The organism is Moraxella sp. 179-F 1C4 NHS (assembly GCF_045370505.1).
In the GTDB taxonomy this organism is placed as follows: domain Bacteria; phylum Pseudomonadota; class Gammaproteobacteria; order Pseudomonadales; family Moraxellaceae; genus Faucicola; species Faucicola tetraodonis.
This window is the reverse complement of sequence record NZ_JBIQEC010000009.1, coordinates 36,244-56,018: the sequence shown is the minus strand read 5'-3', so window position 1 is coordinate 56,018 and position 19,775 is coordinate 36,244. Positions and strand designations below refer to the sequence as shown.

The following is a 19,775-nucleotide window of genomic DNA, read 5'->3' as shown; positions in this document are numbered from 1 at the left end:
AACATTTATCGTTGTGTTAATGAAAAATCAAATCCCCCAAAATCAAATCCTTAAGAGTCAAATCCCCCAAAGTCAAACCATTGATATCATCAATAGTGACATTCCGACCCGTGCTGTTGATATGACTGACCATGAAAAACCAACCATAGTGACCACCCCCAAAGGGATATTGACCGCACTGGCTGCTTTTTTGATTTGGGGGTTTTTCCCCCTGTATTTTAAGCTACTCAAAGATTATGATGCGATTGAAATCATTGGGCATCGAATTATTTGGACGTTTGTCACGATTTTACTGATCATGACAGTGACCAAAAACTGGCACTGGGTAAAAGTGATTAAAGCCAACCCAAAATGGCTACTTTATACTGCCGTTTCGGGGACGATTATCTCGGTCAATTGGCTGGTGTACGTGTGGGCGGTCAATCATGATCAGATTTTGGAAGCCAGTTTGGGCTATTATATTGGTCCGTTGATGGGTATTTTATTATCGCTAGTGGTCATCAAAGAAAAACTGCGTCCTTTGCAATGGATGGCAGTGATTTTGGCAGCGATAGGTGTGGCGATTCAGCTGGTCGTGCTGGGTAAATTGCCGTGGGTATCGTTATTGTTGGCGAGTAGCTTTTCTGTGTATGGTTTGATGCATCGCCATACCCCGCTTGACGCGCTCTCTGCGATGTTTATCGAAACGGCGCTATTGGTGCCGGTCTTTATTGGCTGGTTTGCTATGCATGATGTTGCTAGTAGTCAGTTAGATTTTTGGCTGTCGCCATCAATTTTTTTATTGATGCTTGCAGGGCCAGTGACCTTGATACCACTCTTAATGTTTAATAAAGCTACCAAAATGGTCAACTTTAGTTTATTGAGCTTTTTAAATTATTTGACCCCGTCCATGATTTTTTTATTGGCGATATTCTTGTATCATGAGCCTTTTAACATTTATAAATTGATTACCTTTGCCTTTATTTGGACAGGGTTGGTATTTTTTAGTTATGATTTAATCAAACAGCGAAATACCTAGCGAGAGTAAAAATGACTACACTAGAAACTACACAAAAAACCATGCATGAATCACTATATTCAGCGGCGGATGCCTTACATGCGATAGCAAACGAAAAGTCTAACAGTCAGTCAATCAAGCTGACGGGCAATTCAACGGATATGGTATTTGTCAAGGGACTCAAAGTCGATGCCGTGATTGGCGTGTATGAGTGGGAGCAGCAAATAACCCAACCGCTGATTTTTGATATTGAAATGGTGGGCTGTCAATACCAAGCATCGCAGACTGATAATATTCAAGATGCCATCAACTATAAAAGTGTCAGTGAGCGTGTGGCTGAAGTGAGCATTGCCAACAAAGTCGCGCTGCTAGAGCGGTTAGCGCAATTGGTCGCTGAGATGATTTTGGCAGAATTTGCCCCAGAAAAAGTCACAGTGACGATTCACAAACCCACCGCCATCAAACAAGCCGATAGTGTCGGGGTTAAAATTACCCGTTTTCAGCAAAATTAATTAGCCTAAGCAAAAAATATGTTTATCTGAGCATTTGAGTATGAGTGTACCACTGCGTGATGTCATAGTCATCGAAGCCTGTGTTTTGTCGTTAGCCAGTAATGTCAAACAATCTTACTATTTAGCAAAAGCCAAAGACTGGCTGCAAAACTTTGGTACTTTGACACTCAGCGCGATTCATAGTAGTGAAGATACTTGTAGTGATAACAATTTAAACGACGATTTAAACAAGCAAACATCCAATACACCGGTTTATTTTAACCAAGTGGCTTATTTAGACTTTGCGCAGCCCATAGATTATTGGCAGTGGTTACAACTCACCAAGAAGTTTGAAGAGCAACAAGACAGACTTCTGTACCAAAAACCCGCTGTTACGTTAGACATTGATATCATTGCGGTAAAATGCCTGCATCAAATTGACAATATCGACCAAAGCCTCGATGAAAAAGGCAATCGATTCGTGCTATTTGCTCAATCAGCAAACCAGTGGTTAGGCATCCACCGGCGTTTTCCACTAGCTTGTTATGACCAAGTAGGGATAGTAGATTTATCAAAAAATATCGATTTGTCCTTTATCCGAAGTTTTTAATCCTCATCGCTATCACTATGAATATCACTGTCACTATCAATGCCCAATTTTTTCATACGGTAGCGCAGTGAGCGAAACGTTGTATTTAACAGTTTAGCGGCTTGGGTGCGATTCCAACCACTGCAGTTGAGCGCTGCGATAATGACTTTTCGTTCTTGATTCATCAAATATTCTTCAAGCCCTTCTTCAGGCAGCTGACTTTCTTCAGCAGGAGGCTGGGCTAGATTGGGCGCATTGATACCCCCTATCGGCGCATCTAAAGTTAACGCTTCATGGGTGGATTGGGTCGGTGTGGGCGCAAGTTGAATATTGGGTTTGACTTTATAACCACTTGCAAACAAGTTGCTGCTATAGGAAGTATTGATAGCGCTGTTTGAGGCGGATTTAGCTTCAGCTAAGGGCGCAACTTTCGGCGCGCTCGGTTGACTCAGTGTTGATAAGACGGGGTGATTGGGGGTTTCTATGATTTCATGGATTTCATGGATGTTATGAGTGTCATGCGGTACGTTGGCGGCTGATAATGGCAAATTCAAATGATGGGCTTCAATCACATTATCATCAGCTAGGGTAATCGCCCGCTCTAAGATATTTCTTAATTCACGCACGTTGCCTGCAAAGTGATGGTTTGTCAATTGAACCGCGGCTTCATTCGATAGTGTCAGTGGCTGCGACGATAGTCCCCAATCGTCTGCAATCAAAGCGATAAAATGATTGGCTAACAGTAAAATATCATCACGCCGTTCATTGAGACTGGGTAATTTTACTTCAATCACGTTGATGCGATAATATAAATCTTGTCTAAATTCACCCGTTTCGACAAGCTTAGCCAAATTTTTATGGGTAGCGGATAAAAGACGCACATCCACGGCAATTTCTTGGATGCTCCCAATGGGGCGGATTTTCTTTTCTTGAATCGCGCGTAATAATTTGACTTGCATGGAAATCGGCAAATCCGCTACTTCATCCAAAAATAGCGTGCCGCCATTTGCTTGTTGGAATAACCCTTCTTTATCTGCGGTAGCCCCAGTAAAGCTGCCTTTTTTGTGCCCAAAGAACTCGCTTTCCATCAACTCTGATGGGATGGCGCCGCAGTTAACAGGCACAAAATTGGCAGAGCAGCGCGGGCTTAAATCATGAATGAGCTTGGCAACGACTTCTTTACCCGTGCCCGATTCTCCCCACAAAAATACGGGCGCTTGGCTACGCGCCAATTTTTGGATGGTGGTTTTGAGCTGGGCAATGGCTTCGGATTTTCCGATTAGGCGATTGCTAAAAGGATCATAGACTTCTTTACAATTAAGGTTATTGGTATTTTCTGCCACCTTCAAGGCGTTTTCGACCAACTGGCGTAGCCGTGATAGCTCAAGTGGCTTGTTGACAAAATCAAAGGCGCCCAGTTTTAACGCTTCAATCGCCAAATCCATGCTACCGTGGGCGGTAATAACTGCCACAGGGGTCTTGGCATAATTTTTACTGATAAATTTAACAATATCAAGTCCTGTCCCATCTGGGAGTTTGAGATCAGTTAAGCAAAAGTCAAAACTATACGCTTGAAGATGGCTGATACCAGTGGCATAGTCATAGGCGACTTTGGTTTCAATGCCCATTTTTTTGAGTGTCATCTGCATCAAGCGACACAAATCTACTTCATCATCAATAATCAATGCTAATGACATACAGATGCAAAACCTTTAACACAAAGTAATTAGAGGGATTATAGCACTTCGCTTGTTTTATCGCCAGTCAGCTATGGCAAACAAGCTGGTGCAGACGTTATGGCGAGCTAATTTATGATAGCCCAGCTATTTGCTAGTCAGTCACTTACTAGTCTCTGACTCACAAGCACCTTTGGTGACGCTCATAGTCTTGTCCATAGCATTGACGCCATTATTTGCCATACAAGCGTTGCCATAGGTTTGATAGCGGACGATGCCATTATTGATGGTCTTGACACAGACAGGATCATATTGCATGGTGCACATCATCTCAGGTTTCTTGATGGGCTGAGGCATGGGTGTGTGGTTTTGCTGATCTGGGCTAACAGCTTGGCAGCCAAATAAACTTAATGAGAAACAGAGTGGGGTAAAAAACTTGAACATAGCATTTCCTTATTGTGTTCATTAGGTGATATAAGAGGTGATACAAGCGGCATTGAGTATACCAAAACTATATGAAATCATCCTCAATAATAACCCACTTGCCAAATTATTATTGCTACTATCTGTTACCAAATCTTTAAAACCTAGGCGGGCAGCCATGCGCCAGCCGTTGCACCCGTAATAAAAGTATACCCCAAGTCACCCTATCAACAAGTCACCCTATCAACAAGTACAAGGCCGAGGCTTAAAGCAGATTCGCCCAATTCGCCAGACACCATATAAGGGTAGTGGATAAAAGACAAAAGCTAAAGGCTAATGGTTAAAAAGATGCGTTGAAGTCAATGTCATAGCCCAATCAAAAGTTGTTGTGAAATTTGTTAGCGCATTTTATAGTTAAATTTATGAAAAATTCAATATAAAGATAGGTAATACGTTTGACAATGAGGCAATCATGTTAACACTCACTTTCTTGGGCACATCAGCAGGGATACCCACCAAACACCGTAACGTCACCGCGCTTGCTGTATCACTCATCAATCCTTATAGCAAAGCAAAAAATGTGCCTTGGATATTGGTGGACTGTGGAGAAGCCACGCAGCATCAATTACTCAAAACCCCGTTGTCCGTGATGCACCTAGCATTGATTTGCATCACCCATGTGCATGGCGACCACTGTTATGGTCTGCCAGGTTTACTGGCAAGTATGGCGATGAATGGTCGCAAGCACCCATTAACCCTCATCGCCCCACAAGCCATTGCTGATTATCTTGCCGCCGTGCAAGCCACGACAGCGCTGATGATAAATTTTGACATTAATTTTATCGCCATTGACAATAGAGTGCAGGGGGATAGTTACCCACCCATCATGCTGGATTTGACAGACGACCATCAGCTACAAGTTGACGTGATTGCGCTATCACACCGTATCCCTAGCCATGCCTTCAAATTCACCCAGCGACTGTCCAAAAAAACCTTATTGACCGAAAAACTCACCGAGCTTAACGTGGTAGATAAACGGCTATGGGGCAAACTTAAATACGGTATTGACGTCAATCTAGATGATAACACCTTGCTAAAATCCGCGGATTTTGTCACCACCACGCTGCATAAAACCGTGCTGATAGTCGCAGGCGACAATGACTCACCTGAGCTATTAGCCGATGCCATATCAGATACCGATGTGCTAGTACACGAGGCGACTTATACCCAAGCAATCGCTGATAAACGAAAAGTAGCCCTTAACTATTTTGACCCCATGCATTCAACCGCCAAGCAAGTTGCTGAGTTTGCGCAGCTATCAAAGTTAAAAAACCTGATTTTGACCCATTTTAGCGCGCGTTTTCAACCTTTTGATAAACCTAGCAGTAAAACTTTAAATATGTCAGATATTCGGGCAGAAGTGGTTACCAGTTATCAGGGTAACTTTTGGCTTGCCCAAGATTTTGATGAATTTGAAATCGACAATGGCAACGTTAAAAAACGCAATACGCAAATGAATTAACCCTTAGAAATCTATCTTATTAAAAGAAAATTTTGTAAAAAGTTTTATTGATAACTTTTTTTTATACGCACCAGTCAAATTTACTTGTTATTCCGCCTAGAATTATTTTGCATAATTAATTATATTTATGGTAATTTAATTATCATTTTTTTAATTTATAACTGTCTAAGCTAATCGTCAGTTGTGGATTGAGAATCCAACCGAACCGCTTGAGGAGAGTGTATGCAAATTGGTGTACCAAAAGAAACTGCATTATATGAAAATCGGATTGCGATTACCCCCGATACCATTAAAAAGTTCATCAAGTTGGGTCACAGTATTGTGGTCGAACGCGATGCGGGTAAAGGTTCGTTTATTACCAATGATGCGTTGGAACAAGCAGGGGCACAAATTGTTGAAGACGCGATCTCAACAAGTGATGTGGTGCTGACGGTCAATAGCTTGCCGATTGAACAAATCAACCAGCTAAAACAAGAAGCGATTGTTATCGGTATGATGAATCCGTATCGCAATGCCAATTTGCAGGACTATGCCAATCGCCACGCCAAAGTATATGCCATGGAGCTATTGCCCCGAACTTTGTCGCGGGCGCAAAACATGGACGTGCTGTCATCCCAAGCCAACTTGGCAGGTTATAAAGCGGTGATTTTGGCTGCTAACCAGTTTGGTCGTCCTTTCCCCATGTTTATGACATCGGCAGGTACGGTGAAACCTGCACGTATTGTCATCCTAGGCGTGGGCGTCGCGGGTCTGCAAGCGATTGCCACTGCTCGTCGTTTGGGCGCGGTTGTAGAAGCCAGTGACTTACGTCCCACGGTGCGTGATCAAGTGGAGTCAGTGGGTGGTAAATGGCTCGATGTCCCGATGAGTGATGAGGAAAAAGCCAAAGCCAAAGACACAGGCGGCTATGCCTGGACACCGTCTGAGCAATATATCAAAGACCAAGCTGCGGTTGTCGATAAAGCGGTCAGTCAAGCAGATATTGTGATTACCACGGCTCAAATTCCTGGTCGCAATGCCCCGCGTTTGATACACCAAGCTACCATCGATAAAATGAAATCTGGCTCAATTTTACTCGATATGGCCGTGGAAACTGGTGGTAATGTAGAAGGCTCAGTGGTCGGACAAAATATCATCACCCCAAACGGTGTCACCATCATGGGTGTGCCCAATATTCCATCGACTTTGGCGGCGCAGTCATCGGTATTGTATGCCAACAACTTGTATAACTTTTTTGCAACCTTAATGGATGACAATAAAGCGTTTGCGCTCAATCCAGAAGATGAAATCCAAAAAGCCTTGCTGGTTACTAGCCAAGGTCAAGTATTGTTAGCCAGTCGCTAACCTAATTTTCATTTAATTTTACCTATCGAGGTTAGGAGGTTTTATGTTATTGACCCTATTAGCGTCTGCGACATCTGCCACCCCATTTGTGGCAATCTTTAGTATCTTTATTTTGGCTATTTTTGTGGGTTATTACGTGGTTTGGGGGGTAACGCCTGCACTGCATACCCCGCTCATGGCGGTGACCAATGCCTTATCCAGTATCGTCATCGTCGGTGCCATGCTGCAGACCGTCAGCATTGATGGCAATATGTTTACCCCGACAAGTCTTTTGGGTGCGTTTGCGGTATTTTTAGCTAGCATCAATATTTTTGGTGGTTTTTCGGTGACCGAACGTATGCTAGCAATGTTTAAATCAAAAGATAAAAAACCCAAAGCTGAGCCAAACAAAGAAGGAAATGCTTGATGAATGAGAATTTGAATTGGGTCGCCCAACATGCGGATTGGTTTTATTTGATTGGTGCGGTGCTATTTATTTTAACCTTACGGGGTTTATCAAGCCCAAAAACTGCCATCCGTGGTAACCGATTCGGTATGATAGGTATGGCGATTGCCATTATCACCACTTTTTTCTTGGCACCCAGTCCGGTGTTTGTATTAATTGTTGGCGCGATGGTGCTAGGCGCGGTGGTCGGCACTTGGAAAGCACGCACTGTCGCCATGACGCAAATGCCAGAAACCGTGGCTTTGATGCACTCTTTAGTCGGTCTATCGGCAGTTGCCATCGCACTAGCGAGCGTATTGCATACCGGCGTCGAGCATAGCACCATCGCGCGGTTTGAATTGTTTGTGGGCTGTTTTATTGGTGCGATTACCTTCTCAGCGTCAATGTTTGCTTTTGGTAAGTTGGCGGCAAAAAGCTGGGCAAAGACGCTTAAAGGCACTTGGGTAAAACCTGTCCAAGCGCTATTATTCATCGCGATGTTAGCATTTGGTATTATGTATTTCACCACCCAATCCATGCCAGCGTTTTATGCCATGACCATCCTTGCTATTATTTTTGGCTGGATGTGGATTGCACCGATTGGCGGCGGTGATATGCCTGTGGTGGTATCGCTACTCAACTCATTCTCTGGGTGGGCGGCAGCCGGTATCGGTTTTACCCTAGGCAACTCAATGCTGATTATCGCAGGGTCACTAGTGGGTTCATCTGGGGCGATTTTGTCTTACATTATGTGTAAAGCCATGAACCGTTCACTGCTCAACGTATTGTTTGGCGGTATGTCAAGCAGCTCAGCCGCTGCGACAGAAGAAGATACCGGACCCAAAACTTACCGTACAGGCTCACCTGAAGATGCCGCCTTCATGATGGAAAACTCTAGCAGTGTCGTCATTGTGCCAGGTTATGGTATGGCGCAAGGTCGTGCCCAAAATGCGGTAAAAGAGCTTTATGAAATGCTCAAAGAAGAAGGCGTGGACGTACGTTTTGCGATTCACCCCGTGGCAGGTCGTATGCCAGGTCATATGAACGTACTATTGGCTGAAGCAGATGTGCCGTATGAAGACATCTTAGAAATGGATGAAATCAACTCCGACTTTGCCGGTACTGACGTTGTGCTGATTATCGGTGCCAATGACGTTGTCAACCCAGCGGCAAAAGACGATCCAAACTCACCTATCTTTGGTATGCCAATTCTTGAAGCAAACAAAGCGCAAACTGTGATGGTCATCAAACGCTCAATGAGTGCCGGCTACGCAGGTCTTGATAATAGCTTGTTCTACATGGACAAAACCATGATGATCTTTGGCGATGCCAAAAAAGTGGTGGAAGACATGATTCGCCATATCAATGGCACAGGTCACTAAGTTTTTTTAACTTTAATCAACCCTGACTAACCAGTTTAGTCAGGGTTTTTTATTTGCTATAATCAGGCGGATATCACAAGGAAAATTTATGAATTTATTACTTCGTTACCTTATCTTATGCTTGATGCTAAAATCTGATAAAGCAAAGTCATCTAAACCAAGCTATAGCGATGCGATTATCCGCCACTACCGGATTTTGCCACATGATATGGGGTTTCGTCACCATGTGCCTAATTATCGCTATTTAAGCTTTATTGAGCTTAACATCCAACAGTGGCTGATGCAGCAACGCCCAACGGACGAGCTAGGTTGGGTGATTGCATCGCAACAATTAACCTACATCAAAGAAAGCTTTTTGTTTGATAAATTGGCGCTTCGCAGTCAATTATTGGCTTGGGATAAAAAATACCTGTATTTTCGCCACGAGTTTTGGGTCAAAAATGACTTGTATGTGGTGGCACTGACCAAAATTGTATTGATGCTAGACCAGCAAGTGCAACCGACCAGCGTCATTGTACAGCAAGATGAACAAGCTCATCCTGTCATCAAAACTTGGCAAGACAATCTTAACGAAATCAAAAAACTCACCCCCATTAAGTAACTGGAGAAAAATATGTCCCTCAAATGGAACGACACGTTAGAAATTGCCATTCAACTTTCTGAAAAATACCCTGATGAAGACGTGCAATATATTCGTTTTACCGATTTGCATCGGTATGTGACGCAGTTAGAAGAATTTAGCGATGACCCAACCAAATCGACTGAAAAACAACTAGAAGCGATTCAAATGGCTTGGTTAGACGAACTAGATTAAGCTGAATGCTAGATTCTTCTTCATACTAGATTCTAAATGACCAGCAGCTAAATTAATTTACCCATGAAAAATGACCCACGTTTACTTAATGCGTCAGCCAAAAAGTAATGGTCTTTGATGTCATTTGGCTTGGGTAAATAATCATTTGCCAACCCACCGAAATTAGCCGTATCACTGGGTTGTTAGCATGCATGATTTGGGTTAACAGTATTTAGTTTAACAATAAGTTTTGTAATATTTGCTCATAAATTGCGGCAAGTTTACCCAAATCTTCAACTTCTACACACTCATCAATTTGGTGGATGGTGGCATTACGCACGCCAAGCTCAACCACTTCAGGCGACCTATTTTCAACGTTCAACGTTGCGATAAAACGACCATCTGAAGTGCCGCCTGTGGTTGACAGCTCTGTATCTGTCCCTGTCACGGTTTTAATCGCGGATTGACAGGCGCCGACGAGGTTGCCTTGCGGCGTTAAAAATGGGTTGCCCGATAGTTTCCAGTTGATGTGATAACTGGCTGCACCGTCTTGAAAATGCTTGTCAAAAATCGCATGGGTGGTCGCTTTAAGTTTCTCATCGTTGGTCTCAGTTGAAAAACGAAAATTAAATTCGGCGCTTAACGTTGCAGGAATCACATTGTTAGCCCCAGTGCCTGCATGAAGGTTTGAGATTTGCAGGGTGGTGGCGGGAAAATACGCATTGCCATTGTCCCAAGTTTGGCTACAAAGCTCGGATAGTGCTGGCAAAGCGTAATGAATGGGGTTAACTGCCAAATGCGGGTAGGCAACATGGCCTTGTTTGCCGGTGACTGTCAAAATGGCGCCGAGCGAGCCACGGCGACCATTTTTGATGATATCGCCCAAGGTGTGAGTGCTAGAGGGTTCGCCAATCAAGCAATAGGTGATTGGCTGATTGCGAGATTGCAATGTTTCCACCACTTTGATTGTACCGTTGACCGAAGGACCTTCTTCATCAGCGGTAATTAAGAAAGCAATTGAGCCGTGATGATTGGGGTGCTTGGCGACAAAATTTTCAACAGCGACAGTAAATGCCGCAATCGCTGTTTTCATGTCTGCAGCACCACGCCCATACAGTATGCCATCTTTGATAGTAGGCTCAAATGGCGGATAGGTCCATTGGCTGACATCCCCCGTGGGCACGACATCGGTATGTCCTGCAAAACATAAGACGGGCGCCTGCGCCTGCCCACGACCTTGACGGATTGCCCATAAATTTTTGACTTCTGCTTCGCGTCCTGTCGCGCCTTTTTCACCAAAGTATAAAAACTCACAATCAAAGCCGAGCTGGTTAAGCCGCTCAGCCAGTATATTTTGACAGTCAAGGTCAGTTGGCGTCACTGATGGCTCGCGCATCAACTGTAAACTTAGTGCTAAGGTTTGCGCTTGAAGGTGGTCTAAATCAGTGGCGTTACTGGCAAAATCGGTCATTGTTGTTTCCTTAAAATCTCTCAAAAATCTCTCAAAAAGCTCGCTTATTTGCGCTGCATATTAGCATAAATTAGCGCCTTAGCGGGTCGCATTGTTCGCAATCGCTTAGCATTTTGGCTACAATACGCTTTTTTTCTCGCTATGCTTTTTTCTTACTGTGCTTTTTTGTGTTTTTTGCGAATGTTACTGGGGACATGTGGTATCGATGAATATCTCTACTTTTTTAATGGGCATGAGCGTGTGCTTTTCGTTAATTTTGGCGATAGGGGCACAGAATGCGTTTGTGCTTAAACAAGGGCTAAAACAACAATTTGTGTTTATCGTGTGTTTGATTTGCGCGTTATCCGATGCGGTGTTGATTACCGGTGGCGTGTTTGGTTTTGGCAAGCTGATTTCGCAATTCCCACTGATTATTACCATTGCCAAATACGCAGGGGCATTGTTTTTAATTGTGTATGGTGCCCGAAGTTTTATTGCGGCTTATCAATCAAACCAGTCGCTCGTGGCGCAGGGTGAAGACGCTGGTAATTTAAAACAAGTGATTGCCATGTGTTTGGCATTTACTTGGCTCAATCCCCATGTGTATTTAGATACGGTGATTTTGCTTGGGACTATTGCGTCACAGGTTACTGATAAGCTGGCGTTTGCGTTGGGTGCAATTTTATCTTCGTTTATCTTCTTTTTTAGTTTGGGTTATGGTGCGCGTGTGCTGCAGCCGCTATTTGCCAAACCACTGTCTTGGAAAATTCTTGATATCCTTATCGGGGTTGTGATGTGGGGGATTGCGGCAAGTTTATTACTGGCCAATTAACCCATCTTTTCTCATCCAAGTGGCAATCGAGAAGCGTTCACGATGGGTGATTGCAACTTGATGGACTAAGTTACTATTAAAAATCACCAATCTGTTACCTTGGGGCTGTAATTTTTGCTGTGTGTCATACTGATCGATGACGACAATTTCACCGCCATCGGGTGCCCCCCAACCGTCATTGAGATAAAAAACCGCCGATAACACACGTTCATCACGCCCTTGCGGATTGTCTGAATGCCACTGATAACCAAACCCTGCAGGGTAGCGGGCATAATGGGCTTCACTACGGCGAATGCCGGTGTATAAGGTTTGATTAAAAAATTGCGCGAGCTCATTAATCGCTTGTAGATACTGCATACCAATCGGACAGTGCTCATCAATCCAGCGCGTGCTATCCCCGCGAATGCTAGTGATTCGCTCACCCTGCGTCAAATTGGCGGCTTGGTAATCAATCAAGCCACTCTCTTTTTGTAACGCCTGAAAAAATTTGACGTCAAAACAGTCATCTAGCACGATAAACCCGTCATTAACCAAACCGTCAAGCTGTGCGTCATTTATTTTTCCAAACCAATTGGGCAGGATAAAATTCAACTCTGGCATATGCGCTATGTTTCCTCCACTATTGTTTAAACATTTAACTGGGCAATTTTTAGCAAAAACTTCTAGCAAAAACTTCGCCAATTTTTGATAGCTATGCTACCATACCTGCTAATTTGTTTACGAAAAATTTATTATGAATTATCAACACAGCTACCACGCGGGCAACTTCGCTGATGTGGTAAAACACGTTTTATTATTGCAATTACTTGAGATGATGAGCGCCAAGCCAAAACCTTATTATATTTTGGATGCGTATGGTGGGCGCGGTTTGTATTCACTTGCCAGTGATGAAGCCAAAAAAACGGGTGAAGCCATCCATGGCATTACCAAACTGCTAGCGCAAGATAATAGCCAAGCGCCACAGGCGGTGCAAACCTATCTACAAGATATTGGCTACGCCAAAAAATTCTACGATAAGCATGTGTATCCAGGTTCGCCTTGGTTTATTGCCCATCACATCGAAAAACAACAAGACGCTCACCCAGAAATTACCAATCGCGCCGAAGCGTTTGAATGGAAAGCAAGCGAGTTTGATGCGCTCAACTACCAACTGCACCAATTGCCCATTGGCGTGCAACATCGCAACGCCTATGAAGGAATTTTGGCGGTGCTACCACCGCAAGAAAAACGCGGGTTAATTTTAATCGACCCCCCCTTTGAACAGGAACACCGTGATTTTAGCGCGTTGGTAGATTTATTGGTAAAAGCGCATAAAAAATGGTCAACCGGGGTATTGGCACTTTGGTATCCCATCAAAAACAACGATGCGGTTGAGCTGTTTTATAAAAAAATGAAACGCACCGAAATCCGCCGTCAGTTGGTACTTGAGCTGAATATTTTCCCACCCGATTTGCCGATGGGTTTAAATGGGACGGGTATGTTGGTGATTAACCCACCTTGGCAATTTGATGCTAAAGCCGAAGAAATTTTGCAATATCTACAGCCAATTTTGCAGCATCCTGAAAGCCCACAAATGAGTGTGGAGCAGCGCACCAAAGTACAATGGTTGGTTGGCGAATAATGTCACACTTGGCGGGTTAACTGGTCACAAAACCCGCCAAATTTTGCAATTTGTTACCGAGCTCGATGCACTTAGCAATAAACGATTTATTATAGACGACCTGCAAGAGACAACCTGCAAGGATAATCAATGAATAACGATAATAACCAACCAACCCTTATCAAGACGCCCATCGACGCATTACAACAGCCGCAACAGCCGCCACCGGCTCAGGATATCAATCCGATTCAGCTTGAGCATCAGCGTAACCGTGAATTGGCAGAAACCGATGACTACGATGGGCTCACCTTTGAAGTCATTGAAAATGCGCGTGTCGCTGACAAAACGATTGCGCAAAAAGGCGTTTATTTAATTCCCAATTCATTTACGCTATTGTCGCTGCTTGCGGCATTTTATTCGATTACCCAAAGCGCGTTGGGGGAAGGGCATTATATGCGTGCCTGTGTGGCGATTTTTATCTCGGCATTGCTAGATGGGTTAGATGGTCGGGCGGCAAGGCTGTTCAATGCACAAAGTCCCTTTGGCGAGCAGCTAGATTCGCTAGCCGACTGCATCGCATTTGGACTGGCGCCTGCGTTATTGATTTATCATTATGCGTTAGAGCCGTTGGGGCGTATTGGTATCGCTTGCGCCTTTGTGTATGCTGCCTGTGCCGCGCTGAGACTGGCGCGTTTTAATGTACAAATTGGTGTCGTTGATAAAAAATACTTTGTCGGGGTAGCAAGTCCGTTAGCCGCTATTTTAGTCACTACGTTTGTGATGGTACATATGGATTGGCAAGTTGAATTGCCTGTGATCAGTCCCGCTTTTCAAATCTTGGCAGCTATTTGGGTAGTGGTTGCCGGCTTTTTGATGGTGAGTAATTTAAAATACTATAGCTTTAAAGAGTTTGATAAAAAGCGTGTCCCGTTTGTGGCATTGATTTTGATTGTGTTTGCGCTCGGTATCGTGCTGTATAATATTCCTGCAGGATTGCTGGCGATTAGCGTGATTTACGCCTTATCGGGCCCAGTAACTGCGGTTTGGAGCAAGTTTAAACGCAAATCTGTTTAGCACTACTTTAGGTTTTTTTATTTCAGTAGCAATTTTTTTTAGAAACGGATGTTCAAATAGTACAAAAACTGGCATGATGAGCGTATCGCCTTCATGCCCGTTTTTTTTGGGTAACATGATGCGTTGTTCAAGGATATGAACCATTAATTTCCTCATAAGGAGTATGAGATGCACCGTCAGTCTGATTTAATCCACCCTACTTTTAGCCTAACCAAAATTTTTATCTCGGTATGGTTGGCATCAACCTTAGCCGCTTGTGGTAGCGACAATGATTCCGCGACAACGCCACCTGCCAAAACAGGCGTTGCTTCACTGCCCACAGGTAACTTAATCAAAGATCCATTAACGACCAAAAATCTCACCACCAGCGCCTTAACCCAGTTATTTAATACCACAGATCCCGATTTTAGCCAAGTTGCAGCCACGCCCAAGTGCGGTGTGCGTGTAGAATACATGCAATATGATACCGTCGATGTCAAAGGTAATAAGACCGATGCGACGGGTGCTGTGTTTATTCCGACAGGCACGGATGGAAACTGTAGTGGCAATCGCCCCATTGTACTCAATGCCCACGGTACGGCAACGACCAAAGCCTATAATTTTGCAGAAGTCGGTAATGCCAACAATGAAGCAGGACCAGCTGCGACATTGTTAGCGGCTTTGTTTGCAGGGCAAGGCTATGTGGTTATTTCACCCAATTATGCAGGTTATGACAAATCAAGCCTAGCTTATCATCCGTACCTCAATGCCCAGCAGCAGTCACACGAGATGGCAGATGCGTTAAAAGCAGGCAGGGAAGTGGTACGCCGCACGGGCAGTGCAACCAACATTGCCGACAATGGTAAATTGTTTATCACAGGTTATTCTCAAGGTGGCTATGTCACCATGGCAACAACACGCTATCTTGAAACGCTCAAAGAACCTGTGACAGCGGCGCTGCCAATTTCTGGACCCTATGCCATGGAAGCCTTTGGTGATGTGGTATTTGGTGGCAAAGTCATGCTCGGTGCGACGTTTTTTGCCCCGCTGATGGCTCGCAACTATCAAGAGCAGTATGGCAATATTTATGCCAAACCCAGTGACATGTTCGCGCCAGCCAATGCCGATGAAATCCCCTCGCTACTGCCTAGCGCCAGCATGACTGATATGCAGCTCATTTCAAGTGGCAAATTGCCTGCCTCAGCGATGTTTCAGAAAGCCCCAACGGGCAATTCAACGCTCGATGCGATATCACCGTCTGACCCAGCATTTAGCTTTGGCTTTGACACCACGCATTATTTAGTCAAAAATGACTACCGATTAGAGTACTTGGCAGATGCCCAAAAAAATGTCGATTGGGCAGTGCCTTATTTACAAGGTTATACCAACTATAGCCCAGTGCCTGCCACACTGCCTGAACATCCACTACGTAAAGCGTTAAAAGCCAATGACTTGCGCGGCTATTTACCAACAATGCCTGTCATTATGTGTGGTGGTAACCAAGATCCGATGGTGTTCTTTGACGTCAATAGTAGTTTAATGAAAAAACTATGGGACACAGATACTAATAAAACTAGCGCGACCAAGTTGGGAATTATTGATATCGATGTCACCAATCGCGCCACGCGTCAAAAACCGGTTTATCAAACGTTAGGTTTTGATACTGTCAACAATAATAGCATCCAGTCTCAATCAGAAAAAATGCAGGCAGGATTTGCTAGTAAAGTGCAAAATATTGCGGCAAATGCGGCTGCCAACGGGGGCAATCCATCACAAGCCGTTGCTATGCAATATCATGGTTTAGTCACGCCATATTGTATGGGTGTGGCACAGACATTGTTTAGCCAGTTCTAAATTTGTCATATCTACTAAACATATACGTATATAACTGACTCCAATTTAACAAAGCCTGTTTATCAACAGGCTTTGTCATTAGACAGTTTGATATCGAGCCTCAGATTTAATCCGATTATTTTATAGCTTGTAAAAATAACTGGTAAAGTTTGGGCAGTTTGCCATGGGGGTAAAATAACACCCGTCAAAGCATGATATTTTGATGTTACCGTCGACATTTGGCGGTGGGTTAACTGCTAAATCATGCGTTTTATGCTATAATTATTCCTTTTTACTATCCTAAAAATATTAAGTCATCTGTGTTACTTTTCTAAAAGTTTTGATTGGGTTTTTTTGCAACTTTTGGTCAAAATTGCGCATTGCTTTTAAACGCATGGTTGTTAACTTAGCTATCGCCTTGAAAAGTAAAATAAATAAGATGACTCGTATATTTAAGTAGCTTGATAAAAGGAGCGTGCATGTCCACCGATTCCGTTAGCCCGATTGGCATCGTCGATGAATTAAAACAATCTTATCTCGACTATGCCATGAGCGTAATTGTCTCCCGTGCTTTACCTGATGTGCGTGATGGGCTCAAACCTGTTCATCGCCGTGTGTTATACGCGATGCATGAATTATCAAACGACTTTAACAAACCTTACAAAAAATCGGCGCGTGTGGTCGGTGATGTTATCGGTAAATACCACCCACATGGCGATACTGCAGTGTATGACGCGATTGTGCGTTTGGCGCAGCCGTTCTCAATGCGCTATATGCTCATCGATGGTCAAGGTAATTTTGGCTCAGTGGATGATGACCCTGCCGCAGCGATGCGTTATACCGAAGTGCGCATGCAAAAACTTACTCACCAAATGCTGGGTGATTTGGATAAAGACACTGTGGATTGGGAGCCAAACTATGATGGTTCAGAGCAAATGCCAAGCGTCATGCCAGCCCGTATTCCAAATTTGCTTGTTAATGGTGCCACAGGCATTGCGGTGGGTATGGCGACCAATATGGCGCCACATAATCTGACCGAAGTGATTAATGCCTGTTTGGCCTATGCCGATGACCCGCACATCTCGGGTGAAATGCTTATGCAGTACATCACCGGTCCTGATTTCCCAACAGGCGGTATCATTTATGGCCGCTCAGGCATTGTCGATGCTTATCGCACCGGTAAAGGTCGCCTGCATTTGCGCGGCAAATATCACATCGAACCGATGAGTGAAACGGGCGCCAATAAAGAGCGTGAGCGTATTGTATTTACCGAGATTCCGTATCAAACCAATAAAGCAAAACTGATTGAAAAAATCGCAGAATTGGTACGCGATAAAAAACTTGAAGGCATTAGCGAGATTCGCGATGAGTCAGATAAAGATGGCATGCGTATCGCTATTGACTTAAGACGGGGTGAAAACGCAGAAGTCATCGTTAACAATCTATTTATCCAAACGCCTTTAGAATCGAGTTTTAGTATCAACATGGTTGCCTTAGATGAAGGTCAACCTAAAATCATGACGTTGCGGGATTTGATTGCCGCCTTTATACGTCACCGCCAAGAAGTTGTGACTCGCCGTACTATTTTTGAACTCAAAAAAGCACAGGCGCGTGGTCATTTGCTAGAAGGACTAACCATTGCCCTTGCCAACATTGATCGTATTATTGACACTATCAAGGCATCGGCAAACCGCCAAGAAGCCCGCGATAACTTACTGACCAATACTTGGCAGTCAGGTGGCGTGATTGCCATGTTAGAGGCAGCAGGCAGTCATTCGATTCGCCCCGATGTGATTGAAGGCGAAGACCTAAATGCCCCATATGGACTGATTGATGACAACCAACATTATCGTCTATCGCCTGACCAAGTCAATGCTATTTTGGATATGCAGCTGCACCGTTTAACAGGGCTAGAGCAAGACAAGCTACAGCAAGAATTCAAAGAAATCTTGGCACTCATTGCCCAATTACAAAGCATCTTGGATAACTTTGACCAATTAATGCAAGTAATCAAAGATGAATTAATCCAAATTCGTGAGGATTTTGGCGATGCACGCAAAACCCAAATCGTCGATAGCCGCAGTGACTTTAGCCGTGCAGATTTGATTCCTGAACAAACCGTTGTGTTGACTGTTTCACGCACGGGTTATGCCAAAACCCAGCCTATCAGCGACTATATCGCCCAAAAACGCGGTGGTAAAGGCAAGTCAGCCACTGCCATGAAAGCAGACGATGTCATTGACCATATGGTGGTCACGTCCACACACAACAACGTGATGATTTTTACCGATCGGGGCCGTGTGTTTGGGTTACAAGTGTTTGAAGTGCCTATTGCCAGCCGTGGTTCGCGTGGCCGTCCGATGGTCAATCTAATTGCATTGGATGCCGATGAAAAAGTCACCGCCATCTTGCCTGTGACCGAAGACGACAAGCAAAATGACAATAGCTATGTGTTCTTTGCAACCGCATCGGGTATGGTAAAACGCGTCCAATTGTCACAATTTAAAAACCTTCGCGCCAACGGACTTCGCGCTGTTGAACTTAACGACGGCGATAACTTAATTGGCGTTGCCATTACCGATGGCGAGCAAGACATCATGTTATTCTCCAATGAAGGTAAAGCCATTCGCTTTAATGAAAGTAAAATCCGTGCGATGGGTCGTACCGCAAAAGGGGTACGCGGTATGCGGGTGATGCTACTGGCCAATCAAGGTATCGAAGACGAGGACACCGAGCTTGAAGACGATAGCCATGATGACCAAGACAATGACAGTGTCGTTGCGGTTAGCCGTGTGGTGTCGTTAGTTGTAGCCCCACAGCAAGGCGAGATTTTATGTGCTTGTGAGCGTGGCTTTGGCAAACGTACACCTGTCTCTGATTTCCCTGTCAAAGGTCGTGGCGGTAAAGGCATTATCGCCATCAAAACCACGGCGCGTAATGGCGAGCTGGTGCAGGCATTAGCGGTAACCGATGCCGATGATATTGTGCTGATTTCTGATGCAGGCACGTTGGTGCGTACACCTGTCGGACAAATCGCGCAAACAGGTCGTAATGCGCAAGGCGTCACCCTGATTCGTATTTCACAAGATGAATCATTGGTCTCCATCGCTTTGGTTGAGGGCGGTAGCGAAGACGAGCTGGACGAAGATAGTTTAGAGGCAGCATTGACTGACAATATGGCGCAAGATGGTACTGATTTGCGAGACAGTGCGGATTTGCAAGAAATCGAGTTGTCTGATGCGCTGCAGCAAGATGGTTTACTAGAAGCCGATGCACAACAGCTAGATGACTAATATGTAGCATTACCATTTTTAGCCTCGCTTTATCAAACCAGCTTATCAATCAATAAGTTGGTTTTTTTTCGCT

18 protein-coding genes are annotated in these 19,775 nt (G+C 44.3%); 14 read left to right on the top strand and 4 right to left on the bottom strand.

What is annotated here, in order from left to right; translation table 11 throughout:
- The first annotated feature begins 121 nt into the window (after window positions 1-121).
- Genes rarD through ACH0AB_RS06000 form a run of 3 tightly spaced genes read left to right on the top strand, consistent with a single transcriptional unit; the run spans window position 122 to window position 2,098 of the window.
- A complete protein-coding gene (gene rarD / locus ACH0AB_RS06010) occupies window positions 122-1,018 on the top strand; it encodes an EamA family transporter RarD (protein ID WP_406877602.1) in 897 nt (298 codons plus the stop codon).
- Between the two features lie 11 nt (window positions 1,019-1,029).
- Window positions 1,030-1,509, top strand: coding sequence for a dihydroneopterin aldolase (gene folB, locus ACH0AB_RS06005; protein WP_406877574.1), 480 nt, complete (start codon window positions 1,030-1,032; stop codon window positions 1,507-1,509).
- Between the two features lie 40 nt (window positions 1,510-1,549).
- Window positions 1,550-2,098, top strand: a complete 549-nt coding sequence (locus ACH0AB_RS06000) for a 2-amino-4-hydroxy-6-hydroxymethyldihydropteridine diphosphokinase (RefSeq protein ID WP_406877573.1) — start codon at window positions 1,550-1,552, stop codon at window positions 2,096-2,098.
- Here the strand turns inward: ACH0AB_RS06000 and ACH0AB_RS05995 are convergent.
- Both ACH0AB_RS05995 and ACH0AB_RS05990 read right to left on the bottom strand, forming a co-directional pair.
- The gene (locus ACH0AB_RS05995; protein WP_406877572.1) at window positions 2,095-3,774 is read right to left on the bottom strand and encodes a sigma 54-interacting transcriptional regulator; all 1,680 of its coding nucleotides are present in this window, start codon (window positions 3,772-3,774) and stop codon (window positions 2,095-2,097) included. The genes ACH0AB_RS06000 and ACH0AB_RS05995 overlap by 4 nt on opposite strands.
- Window positions 3,775-3,915: 141 nt before the next feature.
- Window positions 3,916-4,197, bottom strand: coding sequence for a subtilase-type protease inhibitor (locus ACH0AB_RS05990; protein ID WP_406877571.1), 282 nt, complete (start codon window positions 4,195-4,197; stop codon window positions 3,916-3,918).
- A gap of 451 nt (window positions 4,198-4,648) precedes the next feature.
- Between ACH0AB_RS05990 and ACH0AB_RS05985 the strand changes: the two genes are divergently transcribed.
- The 6 genes from ACH0AB_RS05985 to iscX all read left to right on the top strand — a co-directional run bounded on the left by ACH0AB_RS05985 (window position 4,649) and on the right by iscX (window position 9,662).
- Window positions 4,649-5,698, top strand: a complete 1,050-nt coding sequence (locus tag ACH0AB_RS05985; RefSeq protein WP_406877570.1) for a ribonuclease Z — start codon at window positions 4,649-4,651, stop codon at window positions 5,696-5,698.
- Window positions 5,699-5,920: 222 nt separating this feature from the next.
- The gene (locus ACH0AB_RS05980; protein ID WP_095355440.1) at window positions 5,921-7,042 is read left to right on the top strand and encodes a Re/Si-specific NAD(P)(+) transhydrogenase subunit alpha; all 1,122 of its coding nucleotides are present in this window, start codon (window positions 5,921-5,923) and stop codon (window positions 7,040-7,042) included.
- A gap of 43 nt (window positions 7,043-7,085) precedes the next feature.
- The gene (locus tag ACH0AB_RS05975; protein ID WP_406877569.1) at window positions 7,086-7,448 is read left to right on the top strand and encodes a proton-translocating transhydrogenase family protein; all 363 of its coding nucleotides are present in this window, start codon (window positions 7,086-7,088) and stop codon (window positions 7,446-7,448) included.
- An 11-nt stretch (window positions 7,449-7,459) separates the two neighbouring features.
- Window positions 7,460-8,848, top strand: a complete 1,389-nt coding sequence (locus ACH0AB_RS05970) for an NAD(P)(+) transhydrogenase (Re/Si-specific) subunit beta (RefSeq protein WP_095355761.1) — start codon at window positions 7,460-7,462, stop codon at window positions 8,846-8,848.
- 88 nt (window positions 8,849-8,936) lie between these two features.
- Complete coding sequence (locus ACH0AB_RS05965) at window positions 8,937-9,449, top strand: acyl-CoA thioesterase (protein ID WP_406877568.1); 513 nt, start codon at window positions 8,937-8,939, stop codon at window positions 9,447-9,449.
- A gap of 12 nt (window positions 9,450-9,461) precedes the next feature.
- Entirely contained in the window at window positions 9,462-9,662 is a 201-nt protein-coding gene (gene iscX / locus ACH0AB_RS05960) for a Fe-S cluster assembly protein IscX (RefSeq protein WP_036604374.1), read from the top strand.
- Between the two features lie 211 nt (window positions 9,663-9,873).
- Here iscX and dapE read toward each other — a convergent pair whose 3' ends face one another.
- Window positions 9,874-11,112, bottom strand: coding sequence for a succinyl-diaminopimelate desuccinylase (gene dapE, locus ACH0AB_RS05955; protein ID WP_406877567.1), 1,239 nt, complete (start codon window positions 11,110-11,112; stop codon window positions 9,874-9,876).
- A gap of 196 nt (window positions 11,113-11,308) precedes the next feature.
- On the opposite strand from dapE, the gene ACH0AB_RS05950 reads away from it, so the two are divergent.
- Window positions 11,309-11,923: a LysE/ArgO family amino acid transporter gene (locus tag ACH0AB_RS05950; RefSeq protein ID WP_406877566.1), complete on the top strand. Its 615-nt coding sequence runs from the start codon at window positions 11,309-11,311 to the stop codon at window positions 11,921-11,923.
- Here ACH0AB_RS05950 and ACH0AB_RS05945 read toward each other — a convergent pair.
- A complete protein-coding gene (locus tag ACH0AB_RS05945) occupies window positions 11,909-12,523 on the bottom strand; it encodes a 2OG-Fe(II) oxygenase (RefSeq protein WP_406877565.1) in 615 nt (204 codons plus the stop codon). The two genes, ACH0AB_RS05950 and ACH0AB_RS05945, sit on opposite strands and share 15 nt — an antisense overlap.
- A gap of 133 nt (window positions 12,524-12,656) precedes the next feature.
- Here ACH0AB_RS05945 and ACH0AB_RS05940 point away from each other — a divergent pair, with 133 nt between their 5' ends.
- The 4 genes from ACH0AB_RS05940 to gyrA all read left to right on the top strand — a co-directional run bounded on the left by ACH0AB_RS05940 (window position 12,657) and on the right by gyrA (window position 19,702).
- Window positions 12,657-13,544 carry a 23S rRNA (adenine(2030)-N(6))-methyltransferase RlmJ gene (locus tag ACH0AB_RS05940; RefSeq protein WP_036604382.1) on the top strand — a complete coding sequence of 296 codons (888 nt, stop codon included), beginning with the start codon at window positions 12,657-12,659 and terminating at the stop codon, window positions 13,542-13,544.
- Window positions 13,545-13,673: 129 nt separating this feature from the next.
- Window positions 13,674-14,597: a CDP-diacylglycerol--serine O-phosphatidyltransferase gene (gene pssA / locus ACH0AB_RS05935; protein ID WP_406877564.1), complete on the top strand. Its 924-nt coding sequence runs from the start codon at window positions 13,674-13,676 to the stop codon at window positions 14,595-14,597.
- Between the two features lie 168 nt (window positions 14,598-14,765).
- Entirely contained in the window at window positions 14,766-16,430 is a 1,665-nt protein-coding gene (locus ACH0AB_RS05930; protein WP_406877563.1) for an alpha/beta hydrolase family protein, read from the top strand.
- Between the two features lie 458 nt (window positions 16,431-16,888).
- Window positions 16,889-19,702 (top strand): DNA gyrase subunit A, encoded by a 2,814-nt coding sequence (gene gyrA / locus ACH0AB_RS05925; RefSeq protein ID WP_406877561.1) that lies wholly within the window; start codon window positions 16,889-16,891, stop codon window positions 19,700-19,702.
- The last annotated feature ends 73 nt before the right edge of the window (window positions 19,703-19,775 follow it).

Bases quoted from the DNA above. Each gene is read 5' to 3' on its own strand.
- pssA (WP_406877564.1), top strand. From the start codon at position 13,674: ATGAATAACGATAATAACCAACCAACCCTTATCAAGACGCCCATCGAC.
- ACH0AB_RS05995 (WP_406877572.1), bottom strand. From the start codon at position 3,774: ATGTCATTAGCATTGATTATTGATGATGAAGTAGATTTGTGTCGCTTG.
- ACH0AB_RS05940 (WP_036604382.1), top strand. From the start codon at position 12,657: ATGAATTATCAACACAGCTACCACGCGGGCAACTTCGCTGATGTGGTA.
- rarD (WP_406877602.1), top strand. From the start codon at position 122: ATGACTGACCATGAAAAACCAACCATAGTGACCACCCCCAAAGGGATA.
- folB (WP_406877574.1), top strand. From the start codon at position 1,030: ATGACTACACTAGAAACTACACAAAAAACCATGCATGAATCACTATAT.
- ACH0AB_RS06000 (WP_406877573.1), top strand. From the start codon at position 1,550: ATGAGTGTACCACTGCGTGATGTCATAGTCATCGAAGCCTGTGTTTTG.
- ACH0AB_RS05930 (WP_406877563.1), top strand. From the start codon at position 14,766: ATGCACCGTCAGTCTGATTTAATCCACCCTACTTTTAGCCTAACCAAA.
- iscX (WP_036604374.1), top strand. From the start codon at position 9,462: ATGTCCCTCAAATGGAACGACACGTTAGAAATTGCCATTCAACTTTCT.
- ACH0AB_RS05990 (WP_406877571.1), bottom strand. From the start codon at position 4,197: ATGTTCAAGTTTTTTACCCCACTCTGTTTCTCATTAAGTTTATTTGGC.
- ACH0AB_RS05985 (WP_406877570.1), top strand. From the start codon at position 4,649: ATGTTAACACTCACTTTCTTGGGCACATCAGCAGGGATACCCACCAAA.
- ACH0AB_RS05965 (WP_406877568.1), top strand. From the start codon at position 8,937: ATGAATTTATTACTTCGTTACCTTATCTTATGCTTGATGCTAAAATCT.
- gyrA (WP_406877561.1), top strand. From the start codon at position 16,889: ATGTCCACCGATTCCGTTAGCCCGATTGGCATCGTCGATGAATTAAAA.
- ACH0AB_RS05945 (WP_406877565.1), bottom strand. From the start codon at position 12,523: ATGCCAGAGTTGAATTTTATCCTGCCCAATTGGTTTGGAAAAATAAAT.
- ACH0AB_RS05975 (WP_406877569.1), top strand. From the start codon at position 7,086: ATGTTATTGACCCTATTAGCGTCTGCGACATCTGCCACCCCATTTGTG.
- ACH0AB_RS05980 (WP_095355440.1), top strand. From the start codon at position 5,921: ATGCAAATTGGTGTACCAAAAGAAACTGCATTATATGAAAATCGGATT.
- dapE (WP_406877567.1), bottom strand. From the start codon at position 11,112: ATGACCGATTTTGCCAGTAACGCCACTGATTTAGACCACCTTCAAGCG.